At 52.6% G+C, this 16,135-nt stretch carries 15 protein-coding genes; 9 read left to right on the forward strand and 6 right to left on the reverse strand.

Annotated features, from left to right (window positions below; translation table 11 throughout):
• Window position 1: 1 nt before the first annotated feature.
• Window positions 2–472 (forward strand): GNAT family N-acetyltransferase, encoded by a 471-nt coding sequence (locus tag EHSB41UT_RS07575; protein ID WP_165767183.1) that lies wholly within the window; start codon window positions 2–4, stop codon window positions 470–472.
• Window positions 473–525: 53 nt separating this feature from the next.
• Here EHSB41UT_RS07575 and EHSB41UT_RS07580 read toward each other — a convergent pair whose 3' ends face one another.
• The 4 genes from EHSB41UT_RS07580 to EHSB41UT_RS07595 all read right to left on the reverse strand — a co-directional run bounded on the left by EHSB41UT_RS07580 (window position 526) and on the right by EHSB41UT_RS07595 (window position 3,366).
• Window positions 526–1,185 carry a transmembrane anchor protein gene (locus EHSB41UT_RS07580; RefSeq protein WP_087108428.1) on the reverse strand — a complete coding sequence of 220 codons (660 nt, stop codon included), beginning with the start codon at window positions 1,183–1,185 and terminating at the stop codon, window positions 526–528.
• Window positions 1,186–1,238: 53 nt separating this feature from the next.
• On the reverse strand, window positions 1,239–1,895 hold the full coding sequence (locus tag EHSB41UT_RS07585; RefSeq protein WP_462938297.1) for a HupE/UreJ family protein: 657 nt from the start codon (window positions 1,893–1,895) through the stop codon (window positions 1,239–1,241).
• Window positions 1,896–2,012: 117 nt separating this feature from the next.
• Entirely contained in the window at window positions 2,013–2,354 is a 342-nt protein-coding gene (locus EHSB41UT_RS07590) for a hypothetical protein (RefSeq protein ID WP_133060432.1), read from the reverse strand.
• Between the two features lie 43 nt (window positions 2,355–2,397).
• A complete protein-coding gene (locus EHSB41UT_RS07595) occupies window positions 2,398–3,366 on the reverse strand; it encodes a LysR family transcriptional regulator (RefSeq protein WP_087108433.1) in 969 nt (322 codons plus the stop codon).
• A 138-nt stretch (window positions 3,367–3,504) separates the two neighbouring features.
• Between EHSB41UT_RS07595 and EHSB41UT_RS07600 the strand changes: the two genes are divergently transcribed.
• A complete protein-coding gene (locus EHSB41UT_RS07600) occupies window positions 3,505–5,034 on the forward strand; it encodes a Mur ligase family protein (protein ID WP_087108435.1) in 1,530 nt (509 codons plus the stop codon).
• Window positions 5,034–6,251 carry an MFS transporter gene (locus EHSB41UT_RS07605; protein WP_087108437.1) on the forward strand — a complete coding sequence of 406 codons (1,218 nt, stop codon included), beginning with the start codon at window positions 5,034–5,036 and terminating at the stop codon, window positions 6,249–6,251. Before EHSB41UT_RS07600 ends, EHSB41UT_RS07605 begins: the two co-directional genes overlap by 1 nt.
• Here the strand turns inward: EHSB41UT_RS07605 and EHSB41UT_RS07610 are convergent.
• Window positions 6,215–6,916, reverse strand: a complete 702-nt coding sequence (locus EHSB41UT_RS07610) for an NAD(P)H-binding protein (RefSeq protein WP_087108439.1) — start codon at window positions 6,914–6,916, stop codon at window positions 6,215–6,217. The two genes, EHSB41UT_RS07605 and EHSB41UT_RS07610, sit on opposite strands and share 37 nt — an antisense overlap.
• A 108-nt stretch (window positions 6,917–7,024) precedes the next feature.
• Here EHSB41UT_RS07610 and dauA point away from each other — a divergent pair, with 108 nt between their 5' ends.
• On the forward strand, window positions 7,025–8,743 hold the full coding sequence (gene dauA, locus EHSB41UT_RS07615; protein ID WP_087108441.1) for a C4-dicarboxylic acid transporter DauA: 1,719 nt from the start codon (window positions 7,025–7,027) through the stop codon (window positions 8,741–8,743).
• A gap of 98 nt (window positions 8,744–8,841) precedes the next feature.
• Window positions 8,842–9,027 (forward strand): hypothetical protein, encoded by a 186-nt coding sequence (locus tag EHSB41UT_RS07620; RefSeq protein ID WP_087109000.1) that lies wholly within the window; start codon window positions 8,842–8,844, stop codon window positions 9,025–9,027.
• On the opposite strand, the gene EHSB41UT_RS07625 is transcribed toward EHSB41UT_RS07620, so the two are convergent.
• Window positions 9,021–12,284 (reverse strand): hypothetical protein, encoded by a 3,264-nt coding sequence (locus EHSB41UT_RS07625; RefSeq protein WP_087108443.1) that lies wholly within the window; start codon window positions 12,282–12,284, stop codon window positions 9,021–9,023. The two genes, EHSB41UT_RS07620 and EHSB41UT_RS07625, sit on opposite strands and share 7 nt — an antisense overlap.
• A 217-nt stretch (window positions 12,285–12,501) precedes the next feature.
• On the opposite strand from EHSB41UT_RS07625, the gene EHSB41UT_RS07630 reads away from it, so the two are divergent.
• From EHSB41UT_RS07630 to EHSB41UT_RS07645, 4 genes are all read left to right on the forward strand, one after another.
• Window positions 12,502–13,899 (forward strand): MATE family efflux transporter, encoded by a 1,398-nt coding sequence (locus EHSB41UT_RS07630; protein WP_087108445.1) that lies wholly within the window; start codon window positions 12,502–12,504, stop codon window positions 13,897–13,899.
• A gap of 321 nt (window positions 13,900–14,220) precedes the next feature.
• Window positions 14,221–15,174 carry a polyprenyl diphosphate synthase gene (uppS, locus tag EHSB41UT_RS07635; RefSeq protein WP_087108447.1) on the forward strand — a complete coding sequence of 318 codons (954 nt, stop codon included), beginning with the start codon at window positions 14,221–14,223 and terminating at the stop codon, window positions 15,172–15,174.
• Window positions 15,175–15,270: 96 nt separating this feature from the next.
• Complete coding sequence (locus tag EHSB41UT_RS07640; protein ID WP_087108449.1) at window positions 15,271–15,474, forward strand: YqaE/Pmp3 family membrane protein; 204 nt, start codon at window positions 15,271–15,273, stop codon at window positions 15,472–15,474.
• Window positions 15,474–16,127 carry a DUF2959 domain-containing protein gene (locus tag EHSB41UT_RS07645; RefSeq protein WP_087108451.1) on the forward strand — a complete coding sequence of 218 codons (654 nt, stop codon included), beginning with the start codon at window positions 15,474–15,476 and terminating at the stop codon, window positions 16,125–16,127. The genes EHSB41UT_RS07640 and EHSB41UT_RS07645 overlap by 1 nt, the downstream gene beginning before the upstream one ends.
• Window positions 16,128–16,135: the final 8 nt, after the last annotated feature.

The following is a 16,135-nucleotide window of genomic DNA, read 5'->3' on the forward strand; positions in this document are numbered from 1 at the left end:
GATGGAGATTCGCAACCTTAACGCCTGCCCGGAAGCGCTGCCAGCTCTGGCTGAGTGGCACTACGACGAGTGGGCTCATCTCTACCCGAAGGAAACACTGGCCAGCTTTACTAACGATCTGGCCAGAGGCCTAAGTGAAGAAACCCTGCCAACAACTCTGGTTGTTTATGAGCAAGGTGAAATTATCGGTTCAGCCAGCCTGATTGAAGACGATATGGACAGCCATCCGGAACTAAGTCCTTGGCTGGCCAATGTTTTCATTCGGGAAGATCATCGGGGCCGTGGACTAGGCCAGTTGATTGCCAAAGCAATTATGGACTTTGCCAAAGCAAAGAATATTGATGAAATGTTTCTGTTCACCCCGGACCAGCAAACCTTTTATGAACGGCTGGGCTGGACGCTGCGAAACCGGGAAAGCTATCACGGCGAAGATGTCTCATTGATGAGTTACCAGCCAAGCAATCGTAGGTAATCCAGCACAGGAGCGGGCATCATGAGATACCCGCTCCTTTATAGAACACGTGCTTACAGTACACGCTTCATAGCACTGTACTCACCACCTGTCTTCAAGACGACAGTGACATCCTGTTTGTTGCGGTTACGGAAGAACCAGCCATGGTTCCCTTTAAAGGCTGCCTCCAGCTCACCTTCATCCTGTGGCACGCCACGACCCTTCTCATAGGAAATGGAACGACCGCTACCATCACCGTGGGTATCGTAATTAACCGGCCCGCCAATAGCATTCCAGGTAAAGGTCGCCACTTCACCTTCTTTCATCACCAGCTTAATCTCAGCTCCCTGCCCTGGTGTTAGTGGAATACGGACCTCATCACGCCAGACAACAGCCGGTTCGACAACGGTTATTACTTTAGGTGGCTCTATAACCGCCGGAGCAGAAACAACTTCCGCAACCTGTTCAGGCTTTGCTGGGGCACTGACTTCTTTTTGAACCTGCTGAGTGGCAGCGCGATCTGCCGCAGCCTCTTCCGCCAGCTGCTCTTTGATCTCTCCCATCTCGGTCAGACCAAGAATACGTCCGGCACCGGTTGGATCAATAGCGTATTCGGATGGCAGAATCACTGTGACCAGAACCACAATCGCAACGACTAAGGCGATCACTGTTGAGCGCAGCAGTTGCAGTGAAGACGGGAGTTCATCCCGGGTGGGTTTATCTGCGTTGTACATAATTTTTATCCTTAATCTTTGTTCTTATCGGGCTGCTTTTAGGAAGCGGGTCTTTAATTGACAAACAGACCCGTCAGCTGAAAGCCGATCAACATAAAGCCAGCACTCATCATCGCCACATTGGCGGTATAGGCGTGAGTCCAGAAACCTGGCAAGCGTCGCCAGTAGCCCATCAAAATCAGAATTCCTCCTAATGCCAGCAACTGGCCGATCTCAACACCCACGTTGAAAGCCAGAAGATTCGGCACCAGACCATCAGGGGAGATGTCGTATTCGATAATCTTGGTCGACAAACCAAAACCATGGCAGAAACCAAAGATCAGTGTGGCCCACTTGGTATTCGGCTGAAATCCAAACCAGCGCTGGAAAGCACCCAGATTATCCAAAGCCTTGTAGACGACAGAGAGGCCGATAATGGCATCAATGATGTAACTGTTAATGCCGATATTGAAAAACACACCCAACAACAACGTGGTGGAGTGGCCAATGGCAAACAGGCTTACATAGACAGCTACATGCCTCAGCTTGTACAGAAAGAAAATAACCCCGAACAGAAACAGAATATGGTCATATCCGGTCACCATATGTTTGGCACCCAGATAGGTGAAGGCGATCAGATGAACACCACTGATCTCCTGAATATAACCCTTGTCCCCTTCGGCGACAGCATGGGCAAAGCCTTCAGGGCTGAACAACATCAGCACCGCCATGCAGAGCAGGAAAAATAACGATTTATCGGGCACAGACGTATGTCTGCCCCAGGATATAAACGACATAAAGACTCCGTTTGTAGAATGAACAAGCGGTGGTTTCACCACCGAAAGAATTCACGCAAACAGAGAAATGGGGGGGCGCAACAAGCGATAGTTACGTTTAATGCGAAACGTTACCGACAGCAGAGCAGGGGGAGTATTCACCATGCTCATCAACGCCAGAGATGTGACCGGTAATCGATCGGGGCTTTCGTGGAGATGATTACCAGCATCGTGACCATGGGTCATATCATGGCTGTGACCATAAAGAGCTTCATGGGAAGACTGTTGAGAGGGTTCGAGAACAGAGAAGCCGTGAAAGCTGGTATCGCTGGCAGTCGCGACCACAATCGAGCCTGTCAGACCGCCCATAAGCAGCATCAAAAACAGACAGAAAGCAGAAACCCTTACCAGCATTTGAATCATTTTATTTATTAGTCATTTTTTCATTTGACCGTTTTTATTCGGTCAATGCAACCTGCTCTATCGTCTCACTCTCACCACGCAACACGGCAAGGTGAGTACAAATGACGTCTTCAATCACCGCCATCAGCCACTGCAGGCGCGGGTGATCTTTATCCCTGTGCCGCACCACCATCTCGATATCAAAATCCGAAACCGGTACTGGAGGCTCGCAGAGTGTGAGCTGGTCTTCAAAGAGAGATGCTCGCCCGACCATCTCCGCCATCACACAAATCAGACGCCGGCCGGACAACAAATTTCGTACCGACAGAAAACGACTGGAACCCAATACCACCCGGCGCTGACAACCAAGATCGGCCAACGCCTTATCCACCCGGCTGCGCAGTTCACCACCGGCGGTAATCATCGCTTGAGGCGTGGCAATATAATCTTCCAGCGAAATAGGAAGGGAAAGATTCAGCACTTCATTATCAAACAGGCAGACATGCTTTTCCCGGTAAAGCACTGCACGGGAGAGGCTGTCTCCAAGTGTTTCAAAGGTACCAATAGCAAGATCCACTTCCCCCGACTCCACCGCCTGTTGGCAGTTGCCGTCATCAATCGCCCGAAAGATAACCGGGGCCTGAGGAGCATCGTGAAACAGTCGATCAAGCAGCGCCGGACCGAAGACCATTTCCGAATAATCATTCAGCCCGATAACAATGCGCTCCTTGCTGGCAAGGGGATCAAACAGTCCGGTAGTAATGATTTCATCCCGCACAATAGTCAGAACCAGACGTACTTTATCGGACAGTTCCTCTGCCCGCCGGGTGGGCACCATCTCATGCCCCTGTCGTTCAAACAGAGGATCATTCAATAACTGCCGAAGACGCCCGAGGTTATAACTCATGGCCGACTGGCCAATATGCAACTGTGCCGCCGCACGGGAGACACTGCGGCAGGTCATCAGGGCATCAAATGTGCGCAGCAGGTTCAGATCCACAGAGCGCCAGTTAAATTCCGCCATTTCCAGTCCTGAGTGAAGATATCACTTCACCTGCATCTATCGATTGAATCAATAATAAATAACAAAATATTCGATTTCACCAATACAAAGGCAAATCGTAAACTAGGCGACAGTCTTTTTTCTTTTTGCGAGTGCGCCATGCACGACTTTGTCTGTCCTGAATCTCTTCGCTCTGCTCTTGAACAACTCAAGGCTCTGCCGGTTTCCGGCTTTCAGACTGACAGCCGCGCTGTGCAGCCCGGTCATGTGTTTGTCTGTAAGGAAGGACTGACTCAGGATGGCCACCAGCATATTCACGAAGCCGTCACCAAAGGCGCTATTGCCATTATTGCCCTGCGGCCGGTCAAGGCCTCGGTACCGGTGATTGTTGTTGAGAACTTTGCTGCTACCGTCGAGCTGGTCAGTGCCTGGTACAACACTCCGCAAAAGCGTCTCTACAACATTGGCGTGACTGGCACCAATGGCAAAACCACCGTTGCCTATATTCTGGCCCAGATGCTCAACCAAACGACCAGTGCTGCTTATACCGGAACCCTTGGCTGTCTGTTTGATCGCCAACTATTCCCACTGACCAATACCACCCCCGATCCATTGATTTTGCTGACCATGATGCATGAGATGGTTGAAGCAGGAGTCGAGTGTCAGGTTATGGAAGTCAGCAGCCATGCTCTGGATCAGGGCCGCGTTGCAATGATGCAGTTCGACTGTGTGATCTTTACCAATATCGGCGAAGACCACCTCGATTACCACGGCAGCCGCGAAGAGTATGTGCAGGCCAAGCTGACTCTGCTTGATCGCCTGAAAGATGGCGGCACGGTGATTGTCAATAATGATGACCCGATCACCGATACCATTTTGAAAAGCTGCCCTGCGAGTGCACGTGTTATCAGTTACAGCCACACCGAATGCACCAATGCTGATATAAAAGCCATGAGCAGCCTACCGGGGGCCGCGGGAACAGCCTTTGAACTGCACACGGCAATCGAAGGGAAGGAATCTCTGACTCAACCAGCCTTCACGCCACTGCCATTCTTATACAACCTGGAAAACAGTCTTGCCGCTTTGGCTGGGTTTTATGCCAAAACCGGCAATATCTCCGCAGGCATTCAGGTATTGAAACAACTTGAACCGGTACCCGGACGCTGCGAAACCATCGCCCTTGCTAATGGGGCCACGGTTCTGGTGGATTATGCACACAACCGTGATGGTCTGGAGAGTCTGCTGAACCAGACCCGTGCCCTGCTGCCCACAGGAAAACTAATTCATCTGGTTACCGGCCTGACCGGCGAACGTTTGCAGGATGCCGAGGAGACCGGAGCCCTGTGCAGTGCCATGGCAGATAAAATCTGGTTTACCTGTCACAACCCGCTGGGTCTTGCACATGATGCCGTACCGCTGGCTATGCAGGCCCGTGCCGATAAACAACGCTGCCATATTGTTTTAGATCGTCAGCAGGCTATCCGTGAAGCTATGGCAGAACTCAACGACGGTGATGTTCTGCTGGTGTGTGGCAAGGGTCGGGAGAGCTATCAATATATGCTGGCCGATAAAACCAAACCCGAACCGTATATCGGCGATAACGAAACTGTGCTTTGCGTGGCTGCCGAGCTGTTTCCAGAGCTATCCAATCAGGCCCATCAGGCATCGTTGATAGAAGGCAGACAATAATGAATACCACAACTGTCCCTGCCCTGATCAATAACCGTGATTACCGCAACCTGTTCCTTGCCCAACTGACCAGTCTGGCGGGAACCGGCATCAGCAGTATTGCTCTGGCTCTGCTGGCTTATAACCTGGCCGGTGATGAAGCCGGTAAAGTTCTGGGAACAGCATTGGCTCTGAAAATTCTGGCCTATGTGTTTCTGGCGCCGGTATTCAGCAATATTGCCCAACAGCTGCCGCCACGGCTATGGCTCTCTTTTCTGGATTTTGCCCGGGCCGGGCTGTTGCTGTTTCTACCTTTTGTGACCGAGATCTGGCAGGTTTATCTGCTGATCTTTCTGATCAATGCCTGTTCGGCCGGCTTTACTCCGGTCTATCAGGCGCTACTGCCAAGAGTACTACCAGACAAGGATCAATATACCCGGGCACTGTCTAACAGTCGGTTGGCCTACGATCTTGAACAACTCCTCAGCCCATCTCTGGCGGCAATTTTGCTGACTGTAATGTCGTCCACCAGCCTGTTTGTTGCGGATGCCTTTACCTTTATTATCTCTGCCGCACTGATTCTTTGCTGCTCACCAGCCGTTGTCTCAAAATCCCCCGGCAACGGTCAATCCCGCTTCCACCGGGGCTTAACCACAGGCGTCAGCACTTATTTGAAAACACCAGAGCTGCGTATACTGCTCGCTGGCTATCTCGCAGTAGCCAGCGCAAGCGCCATGGCGATAGTGAACACGGTTGTTTATGTGCAGGAACAGCTGGGCGGTGGTAATGAAGAGACCGCTCTGGCCATGGCGGTGATGGGCTCCGGTTCCATGGCTGTTGCGTTACTGCTACCCAACTGGCTGAAGACCCATACCATTCAACCACTGTTGTTCACCGGCGCAGGCTTGATCACGGCTACCCTGTTACTGGCTACCACATTGCCAGATTGGATCGCCTTTGCTGCACTCTGGTTCACTCTGGGTGCAGGCCTCGCCATGATTCAAACCCCATCCGGCCTGCTTATTACCCGTGCAGCCAATGATGAGAACCGTAACGCCCTGTTTGCCGCCCAGTTTTCCCTGTCTCACGCCTGCTGGTTTATCACTTACCTGCTGGCGGGATGGTGCAGCGCCACTGTCGGTCTGGAAACAACATTCCTGATTATGAGCCTGATTGCACTGACAGGGCTGTTGCTGATGCTCTACCTCTCCAAAGGTAAACGTTCACTGTCGTTCTGAAGCGCGCGGCTTTCATAAATATGCACGCCTTCACCGGAGCCTAAGGCCAGTGTCACCATAGCACTGGCTACTTGGGCTGTGCGAATCGGGCGGTAATTCCCAAAACCGGGAATAAAAGACAGCAGCTTCAACGGCAGCTGAGCCAGATGCTCCCCCAGGCGAAACTCATTACGCTCTCCCACCAGAAGGCTGGGTCGCACAATGATCAGAGAAGGCAACTGCAATGCTTTAAGAGCCTGCTCCATCTCGGCTTTGGTACGCAGATAAAGCCCTTTATTTTTGCCGGAGCCCGCACCAATCGAGCTGATAACGGCAAAGCGTTCAACTTGGGCATCCTTGGCCAGTAGGCCCAGATTCAGCACATAATCAAAATCAACCTTGCGAAACGCTTCCGCTGAGCCTGCCTTCTTGCGCGTGGTTCCCAGACAACAGAAAACATCTGTCGCTTGAGGCTCGGGTAACGTGCCCAGATCAAGATTGTCGAAATCAACAATCCGTTCGTCCAACTTGGGATCAGCAATCCCCGAGGGGCGACGTACCAGACTGATCACCCGCTCATATTCGGGAGCCTGTAACAGCCGATCAAGCACATGACGGCCAACAGCACCAGAGCTGCCCGCTACTATCGCACATCGTCGTTCAGTTCGATTTTCCCGAATACTCATCCGTTACACCCTCATTTCCATAAGCACTTATATCCTAATCCGAAATTTGGCACTACTATTCGCGGCTCTCTATCTTTCCATCATCTCTATCCAGAAAACAGTAGAACCATGATTGCTTCTGCCCTTACTGAAACCTTTCGCCAGGGGTATTCAGTAGCTGACCTGCGGCGCGATATTCTGGCCGGTATTACCGTGGGTATTGTTGCCCTTCCCCTCTCCATGGGACTGGCTATTGCCAGTGGTGTGGCGCCGGAATACGGCCTTTATACGGCAATTGTCGCAGGTATATTGATTGCATTGACCGGCGGCTCTCGCGTCAACATCTCCGGTCCAACCGCGGCTTTTGTCGTTATTCTTTTACCGATTACCACCAAATACGGTCTGGGTGGTCTTGCCGTAGCCACGCTGATGGCCGGAGTGATTCTCATCATTATGGGTCTCTGTCGTCTGGGTAAGCTGGTCGAGTACGTGCCCTACCCGGTGACCATTGGCTTTACCTCGGGTATCGCCGTGGTAATCGCCACTCTGCAGATCAAGGATTTCTTTGGCCTGACCGTGACCGAGATGCCTGAGCATTTTATTGATCGTATCGGTGCTCTGGCATCGGCTATGCCGTCCCTCAATCACTGGGACACGCTGGCAGGCGCCGCAACTCTGGGTGTATTTTTGGTCTGGCGTCAGCTGAAAACCAGCATCCCCCCTCACCTGCCAGCCCTGATTACCGGTGCGGCTGTTGCCTTTCTGGTGAAGCAATTTGCTGATGGTGCCGCTGTTGCAACTATTGGCAGTCAGTTTACCTGGCATGCCGATGGTGTCTCCGGAACCGGTATTCCTCCGTTTGCACCCCAGCTGATTCTGCCCTGGAACCTGCCCGGTGCTGATGGCCAACCGATTGGCCTGAGCTTTTCATTAGTTCAGGAATTGATGACCTCAGCCTTTGCCATCGCCATGCTCGGGGCACTGGAATCCCTGCTGTGCGCGGTTGTGGCCGATGGCATGACCCGTACCCGTCATAACCCGAATGGTGAGTTGATAGGTCAGGGGCTTGGCAACCTGGTGGCACCTTTCTTTGGCGGCATTCCGGCCACAGCCGCTATTGCCCGTACTGCAACCAGCATTCGCAGCGGTGCCAACTCTCCGATTGCCTCACTGACCCACGGCCTGTTTGTCCTGGCTGCCATTCTGCTGTTGGCTCCCTGGCTGGCTCATATCCCTATGGCATCGCTGGCCGCTCTGTTGCTGATGGTGGCGTGGAATATGAGTGAGGCGCACCACTTTGTTCGCATTACCAAGGTGGCTCCGCGGGAAGATGTGGCAGTATTGCTCACCTGCTTTGGTCTGACCGTGATCTTCGATATGGTGGTTGCGGTAACCGTGGGTATGCTGCTGGCCGGCCTGCTGCTGATCAAGCGCATCAGTGCCATGGCTCAAATCAACCCACACTCCGGTGCCGGCCTTGCTACCGATACCGCTCTGCCGGAAGGCGTGGAAGTCTATGAAATTAACGGCCCACTGTTCTTTGGCGCAGCCCAGAAAGCTCTCAGCACTTTGCAGGCCATGGATGAATCTATCCGCGCCATCGTACTGGATATGAGTCGGGTCAATATGCTGGATATGACGGCGATTGTTGCAATGGAGAATATCCTGCTCGATATGCAGAAGAATAATACTTTGATGGTCCTGAATGGCCTGCAACCACGTCTGCTGCTGAAACTGCGCAAGGCCGGTATCCGCAAGGGCGAACATATCGCCTTTGGCCGGGATATGAGTGAGAGCCTGCAGCTCGCTCAGGGTATGGTTCTGGCGGAAGATCATACCGCTGAGTAACGCGGCTTTACCTACAGCAGGCAACTGCCTCATACTGAAAAGACCATCGGCTCCTGATCAGGGCGATGGTCTTTTTCTTTACTGCCAAAGGACAGCCTGTGGCTGATATTCTGCCGTTTAAACGACCATCCCCCAAAGACAAAGCCAAGGGCAAAACCCTGTGCCGCAGCAACCTGCATAAATGGGTGGTTGATAAGGAAAAGGTCTTTGATGTGAAGCAGGGCAAACTAGTCACAACCTACATCTGTTCCCGCTGCGGAAAAACCAAAATCAAGGCTCACTGATTGGGCGACAGGCTTTTGAAGGAACCTGTATCACTCAAATTATGATCTTCGGTTGCCATCTCAACCTCACCGCTATAAAGCTCGCCTTCCAGTGTTTCAACGGCATCCTTAAAAGACAACTCTGAGAGTTGCTCGCTCAGGGCATCAGTTCGGCTGGAGCTCCCGGAAGAGCGGTAATTCCACGTATGATTAATGTCATAGGTGATCGGATCCATACCCTCTGGGATTCTGGGGTAGGGTGGCACCAGCAATGAGCCGAAAGGCGCGTCCTTATTTGGTGTGAGCCTGTTCACAACCGGGGAGGTAAACAGCGGCTGAATATACCCATCCTCCTCACTGGCCTGCATCAGGCTTATTTCGACAGGTCGATTCAGCTCAGCCGCCTTCTTTTTCTTCTTCTTTTTCCGGGGCTGGGATGGTTCCGGGATACCATTCGCTTCAGGCTCCTCAACGCTGGGAACCTTAACCCATTGACTCTCCGGTATCACGCCACCATAACCCGAACTGCGGATAGCGATATAACGGGCATCATGGTGGGATAAAACCTGCCAGTCACCATAGGTCAGACGTACACGCCCTTTTTTCAGGCGGAGAGTCAGCTGTTCAAGACAACCGTCCTTGTTCCGGCCCAGCAAAGCCAGAGGTGTTCTATCAATATCAAGAAGCCACAACAGAAAAACAGCATCTCTGGTCAACCTGTGATCACTCTTCTCCTCCAGACGCGTCGATGGATCCTGCTTCGGAGTCTTTACTTTACCGCCCTCCCCTCGATGAAACAGCAAATCCGGAAGATAACTGGTATATATGCCAGAGTTGCTCCACCCCGATGACAGCCAGTCACCCACCCCTTCAGCGGCTATCTGGCTTTGCAGAATAAAGGCCACCAGCGCCGAAAGCGTATAGTTAAAATCATGGTGAGTTAACTTGAAATCGCTTCCGGACTCTTCCTTCAGGAAGATATAAAGTTCATCCTCGTTTTTCTTTTCCTGCAAATACCGGGTCAGGCGTTGATAAAACGTTGCCGGTTCTGACACCTTCTCTGGAGAGGCTTCTGGATCGGCGGCCTGCTGTTCAGTCACATCAGTTTGCGGCAGTAAAGGCTCCGTGGGATCAGGCCACTCTTCTTCCTTCTCATGCTCTGAAACATTATCCTGCCCGTCCTGCAGCTCAACATCGACTTCGTCAGGTTCCAGTGATGGCAGCGTGACGGTTGAAGGGGTTTCCGGCAGGCTATCCCCGGTCAGGTCGGATTGATGCTCATATTCATCCGGATCTTGCCAGAATCCCCGCACCAGAGAACCATTATCCAGAATCAGATAGACCGTAACATACCCGAATAATTTGTGACTCAGCTCGCTGATCGTGGTTCTGAGAGAAAAGCCATTGCTATGAATCAGAAATGCCTGTTTGTCACGGGCAGACAGCAGCACAGTAGAGCAGTTCTTGCTTTGGGCCTGATTAATCAGATAATCCGCCAGCACAATATCCTGGGCAAACCCCTGCTCCCTCGCACCGGGTATGACCACAGCATCCAACTTTTGCATAAGCTGATCATGCTCCGGCAGATAGCTCTGCAGCTTCCAGAATGGCTTTAACGCGACGGCCTGCTCGCGGAACAGCCAAGGGCCAGACCGATACCAACTGCGCGCAGACCAATGATTACGCCAGCTGGCAATTCGCCGGGCCAGAATAATCTGTTCCGTAGCCTTCTCCCTGGAATCTTTGCCAAAGACTATATCCTCAGCACCGGGTAGCCAGCCTCTTTTCAGCTGTTTGTCCGGCAGAGCACCAATAATCTGCTGCCAAAGCTGTTCAAGCTCGTCGTCATCCAATAAATATTCAGACCAGGCCTGCTGCAGCCTGAGCGCAATATCCAAAACCAGATTCATCTGCTGCAGGTGTCCGGTCTTGTAAAGGGTTTGGTGATGTTGACTAAGAAAACGCGTCAGAACCTGCCTGATCTTCGCACCACCACGGGGTTCATCGCGCTGGGAAGACTTGCCTGTTTTTTTCACTTTGGGCTTTGGTGGTTTCTTCGCTGGTTTCTTCTGGGCACGTGATGGCTTTTCCTCATTGTCTTCTTGCGAAAAATGAACAATTTTCCGTTTTCTCGGTGTGTTTACTTTCTCCGGGGCTGGAGGCTTCTCTCTTGTTTTTATAGCCACTGGTGCGGGGCTGGGTGGCTTGACCGACTTCGGTGTAGGCTCAGGGGTGTACTCGTCCTGTGGGGACTTTGGCGGAGGACGTTTAAGAATCGTGATCGGTCGTGACGGTGAGGAGGTTATCGATCGGGGCACCAGCTCATCCAGCCCTTTCTGCAGACACAACTTGTGCAACTGCTCAAGCCGTTCACTCTTACCACCATCGGTAAACACCCGCTCCGCTTTTTCCAGACAGGTGAGCCGAGGGCGAACCTTGGCATTCTCTTCACGGCTGTCCCGGCCCAGCTCTTCCCAAAGCTGTTCCCAGGTCACCACCGGAAGGGTGAAAGTTCTGTCGTTCTGTAAAGGGCTGTGTATTTTCACCAGCGAATGTTCGCTGTTTTTCCGGACCTGGATATCAATCTTGTAAAACGAGTGAGCCCCTTTCTTTCGGCAGCCCTGCATCATAAACCGGGTCAGAAAACCGGAGCAGGGTTTGTTATCCACAATCTGATGGGGAATGGTGATCAGCATCGAATCCATAGTCATGGGCTGATCGAGATAGGCCTGTAGATCAAGCTCGGAAATACGCTGCTCAAGAAAGGTGGCCAGTTCACCTGCCGTTGCCATATCCGGCACCACCACATCAATATCCCCGTGCCGAGGCAGGCCAGCCTCACTGCGCCAGTGCGCAGGATGCCAATCCCCATACTGGGCAGCAGCACGGGCAAAGAGGCCGTAACTGCCGTGCAGCATTACAGTAGCGTTCGGCTTCATTTCCAGAAACTGTTCGATCGCCCCAAGAATAAAATCATCCAGCACATCCAACAGCTCTTCTCTGGTTTTCCCGTCTTTAAGAACCGGTTGAAGTGTCTGACTATCAAAAGCTTCCGGACAATGTTTGCAGGAGTAAGTTCGAGGCGGAGTACTGACCGGCTCCTGATTAATACCGGGGCCATTGGCACCATAGCTGGGAAACACCGATGGTGGTGGAGCTGAAGGAAGTGTCGCCGGCGGCTTATCAGAGGTCTGCCCGACCACAGTCAACAACAAAACCAGCACCAGCCACCACTGGCGGTACTGCCCTGTTGCAACACTGTGGTCAACATCCTTCAATCCTGTGCCTGCCTTTCTATCATTTGAGCCCGGTCCCGGGCTGAACACTTATTGCAGGCCAACCAATATAGGCCAGTCCGTGCAACTGAGTACGAGAGACATAGGATTGGTAAATATTGCGTAAGCAGTGTTTCCACTCATGGTTCGGTTTGCTAAGTCGCTTTAGAATCGCCGAGCCGTTCGATCTGGCAACGGTTTTCTACGAGAACGACAAATAATGTCCCAAGCCGCTTTAACCCTGAACCTCGGGCAAGACCCGGTGCGGAAGTGCTTTCGCCATTTTTTGATGCCCGCCATTACCGGCATGGTGATCAAATCCCTTTATATCGTTGCGGATATCATGTTTATCGGGCACAGCATGGGTGAGGATGGTCTGGCGGCCATTAACCTGGTGCTGCCTTATTTCTCGTTTATGTTTGCTGTGGCCATGATGGTGGGTGTCGGCGGTGCCGCGCTGATGAGCATTCGCTTTGGTGAAGGCCGTGAAGAAGAAGGCAAAGCGCTGTTCCAGCAGGCGCTGACCTTTATCACCCTGGTTATGGTTACCCTGACCGCCGTCACCATGATCTGGATTGATGAGATTGTGGCCGCTTTTGGAGCGACCGGAAATCTGGCTCCCATGGCCAAGGACTATGTTCTCTCCCTGACCTGGTTTGCTACCCCATACGCTGTGGGTTGGGTGCTCTCTAACTTTATCCGGAACGATGGCAATCCCAAGCTGGTTATGAATGCCATGATCGCCAGTGCCACCCTGAACGTATTCCTGGACTGGCTGTTTATGATGGTGTTCCAGTGGGGCATGTTCGGTGCCGGTCTGGCGACGGGCCTGGCACAGCTGGCTCTGGCCGGTGTTCAGCTGTTGCACTTCCGTAATAAGTCATCCCGTCTGAAGCTGCGCTTTGCCATGCCGGACTTCAACGCCATTAAAGCGATTCTGACCACCGGACTGGCCACGCTGTTTATGGAAGGCTCTGTCGGTATTGTGATCATGGTGTCCAACTGGATTCTGCTCAGCCTTGGCGGCGCGCTCTATCTGTCGGTATACACCGTGGCACTGAACTGTATGTGGTTGCTGGGCCTGCTGGTCTACGGCATCTGTCAGGCCGTACAGCCACTGGTCAGCTTTAACCATGGTGCCAACCTGCACCAGCGTATTCTGGATACTCTGAATCTGGGCATGACCCTGGTAGTGATTGTCTGCGGCAGCTTCTCGGTGATTGCCGTGCTGTTCCCGGGTCAGGTCGTGGCAGCGTTTGTTTCCAACCCGTCTCCAGAGATGGTGGAGCTGGGTCGCTGGGCCATGCGTCTTTACGGACTGGCAGCGATTCCTACCGGTATCAATATCCTGATGATGACTATCTATCAGTCAACGGCCCGTTCTAAGGTGTCCAGCACGATTTCCCTGCTGCGCAGTCTGATCCTGCCTGTAGCCGGTCTGCTGCTTCTGCCGAAACTGGTGGATCCATCCTACGTTTGGGCCAACGTGCTGATTGCCGATCTGCTGATCCTGCAAAGCAGTCTGTTCCTTCTGCGCAAGTACCGCTCTTTGCTGCGTAAGGAGATCCAGTCCCGCTCCGGCTCCGGTGATGACTTCCCGCTGACGCCCGCGTTCTAGGGCGTGTTGAGGTTTTAGGATGCGGCTCAGTGAGACTGGAAGCCGTTCATCGTTAGAAAGGTTTGTGAGAATCGTAGTTGCCCTACATTAAGCAAGCCTGACGCAGCGAGGGACGGCTTCCAGCCTCACCCGAAGGGCTTTCCCGAGAGCTTCCATGGCGTCGTTGCAGCGATTTGAAAGAGAACCACTATTCCTTCATCGCTGCGCCTAGCCCTGAAAACTCTCGGGAAAGCTGAGCGCGATCATAAAACCACAACACGCCCTAATAACCTGCGGCTGATGGACTAACCTTGGCTCTCCCCGAAATCCGGAGACCGGCCAATGTCGCCATCAGCCGCCTGTACCTGCTTCACCATCTCCACGCTCCTGCGTGTTCTGCTGGGCGCCTTGTTATGGTTCATGACGCACCATGCGGCACAGGCCAGCGACGAATCCGACAGCTACTACCAGATTATCGCCAATACCCTCTCCGGCATTGCCAGTGAAGTTACCACAGCCGCCGCTTACCCAGAACTGACTGCCGAGCTTTACCGTTTTAAAAACCAGCTCCAACAGGAGTTGGATCAGTTTGTTCCTCCGATACTCAACCGAACGCCGCAACATATAGCCCTTATCCTTGATGGCAATCGCCGCTGGGCAGATGCTAAAGGGTATAGCGACCGCTCCACTGGCCATCTGTTCTGTGCCTTACGTGTGGCCCAGACTCTGGCCATAGCCAAACAGCTAGGGTTTGAGCAGGTAACCCTGTATATGTTCTCCACCGAGAACTTTAAACGCTCCGAACATGAAGTCGGTGTTTCCATGGCTCTGCTGAAACACAGTCTGCATCAGGCCAAAGAGGAGCTGTTGAAATCCGATGCCCAGGTTCGCCACCTGGGACGCAGAGAGGGTCTGCCTGCAGACGCTTTGGCAGCCATTGATCAACTGGTTGAGGTGTCTTCTGAGAATACTGGCCTAAAAGTGAATATGGCCATCAACTATGGCGGGACGGTAGAAGTGGAAGATGCCATTCGCCGTATTATCTCGGCGGGCATCCAATCCGATGACCAGCCGGTATTGCCTAAATTCCTCTACTCCGGGCAGCTGGACGGCTGGACCAACCCCGATCTGATCATCCGTACCGGCAAAGAAAAACGCTCCAGTAACTTTCTGCCCATGCAAAGCGTCTATTCGGAATGGAGTTTCCGCGATGAGCTCTGGCCAGACTTTACGCCGGAAAAATTCAGCGAAGCCTTGCAGGATTTCAGCCAGAGGAAACGGCGTTATGGCCAGTAGCTTCTGCTTTCGGGCAGTAAACCGTACAGAAATTGGGAGCCTTTGCCATAACCCTGTAAACTGTGTGCAGCACTTTATCCAAAGGACGGTATAGTTATGCGCTACTTTCTTGCGATCATACTGCCACCGCTGGCAGTCTTTCTGTGTGGCAAGCCCATTCAGGGCATTCTTAATATTATCCTGACCATCTGCGGATGGATTCCGGGGGTAATTCACGCCCTGTTTGTGGTGAACTCTCATCTGGCCGACAAGCGTAACCAGGATTTAATCGACGCGATTGAAAAGAGCGAGAAACGGTAATGCCAGCAAAATCCCTGACTTCCGTTGCCTGCCTTTTCTCCCTGCTCCTGCTCTCCGGCTGCTCCAGCACCTATTACAGTGCCATGGAGAAAGTCGGCATTCATAAGCGGGATATCATGGTTGACCGGATTGAGGAAACACAGACGGCACAGGAAGAAGCCCAGCAACAGTTTCAGTCCGCTCTGGATCAGTTTCGCTCCGTAGTCAGCTTCGATGGTGGTGATCTGGAAACTCTGTACGACCAGCTCAATGCCGAATATGAAGACAGCGTTGCTGCCGCTGAAAACGTACGCGGCCGGATCAGCTCCGTAGAAAGTGTCTCCGATGCTCTGTTTGATGAGTGGGAAGAGGAACTGCAGCTGTATTCCAGCCCGTCTCTCCGTCAGGCCAGTGCCCGCAAGTTGCAGGACACTCGTCGTCAGTACGAAAGAATGATGGCCAGCCTGGAAAAGTCAGAAGCGCGCATGCAGCCGGTGTTGAATGCCTTCCAGGATCAGGTGCTCTATCTGAAGCACAATCTCAATGCCCGGGCTATTGCCGCCCTGAAGGGCGAGTTTGGCAATATTCAATCGGATATTGATCGCCTGATTCGGGATATGCAGGCGTCCATCAATGAGTCACGCAAGTTCCTGGCTCAACTGCAGAGCAGTTAAAGACGGTT

Origin of the sequence: Parendozoicomonas haliclonae, assembly GCF_900174585.1 — a bacterium.
Lineage (GTDB): Bacteria > Pseudomonadota > Gammaproteobacteria > Pseudomonadales > Endozoicomonadaceae > Sansalvadorimonas > Sansalvadorimonas haliclonae.

Excerpts from the sequence above, each read along its gene's own strand:
- EHSB41UT_RS07575 (WP_165767183.1), top strand. The coding sequence starts at position 2 with ATGGAGATTCGCAACCTTAACGCCTGCCCGGAAGCGCTGCCAGCTCTG.
- EHSB41UT_RS07580 (WP_087108428.1), bottom strand. The coding sequence starts at position 1,185 with ATGTACAACGCAGATAAACCCACCCGGGATGAACTCCCGTCTTCACTG.
- EHSB41UT_RS07585 (WP_462938297.1), bottom strand. The coding sequence starts at position 1,895 with ATGGCGGTGCTGATGTTGTTCAGCCCTGAAGGCTTTGCCCATGCTGTC.
- EHSB41UT_RS07590 (WP_133060432.1), bottom strand. The coding sequence starts at position 2,354 with ATGCTGGTAAGGGTTTCTGCTTTCTGTCTGTTTTTGATGCTGCTTATG.
- EHSB41UT_RS07595 (WP_087108433.1), bottom strand. The coding sequence starts at position 3,366 with ATGGCGGAATTTAACTGGCGCTCTGTGGATCTGAACCTGCTGCGCACA.
- EHSB41UT_RS07600 (WP_087108435.1), top strand. The coding sequence starts at position 3,505 with ATGCACGACTTTGTCTGTCCTGAATCTCTTCGCTCTGCTCTTGAACAA.
- EHSB41UT_RS07605 (WP_087108437.1), top strand. The coding sequence starts at position 5,034 with ATGAATACCACAACTGTCCCTGCCCTGATCAATAACCGTGATTACCGC.
- EHSB41UT_RS07610 (WP_087108439.1), bottom strand. The coding sequence starts at position 6,916 with ATGAGTATTCGGGAAAATCGAACTGAACGACGATGTGCGATAGTAGCG.
- dauA (WP_087108441.1), top strand. The coding sequence starts at position 7,025 with ATGATTGCTTCTGCCCTTACTGAAACCTTTCGCCAGGGGTATTCAGTA.
- EHSB41UT_RS07630 (WP_087108445.1), top strand. The coding sequence starts at position 12,502 with ATGTCCCAAGCCGCTTTAACCCTGAACCTCGGGCAAGACCCGGTGCGG.
- uppS (WP_087108447.1), top strand. The coding sequence starts at position 14,221 with ATGTCGCCATCAGCCGCCTGTACCTGCTTCACCATCTCCACGCTCCTG.
- EHSB41UT_RS07640 (WP_087108449.1), top strand. The coding sequence starts at position 15,271 with ATGCGCTACTTTCTTGCGATCATACTGCCACCGCTGGCAGTCTTTCTG.
- EHSB41UT_RS07645 (WP_087108451.1), top strand. The coding sequence starts at position 15,474 with ATGCCAGCAAAATCCCTGACTTCCGTTGCCTGCCTTTTCTCCCTGCTC.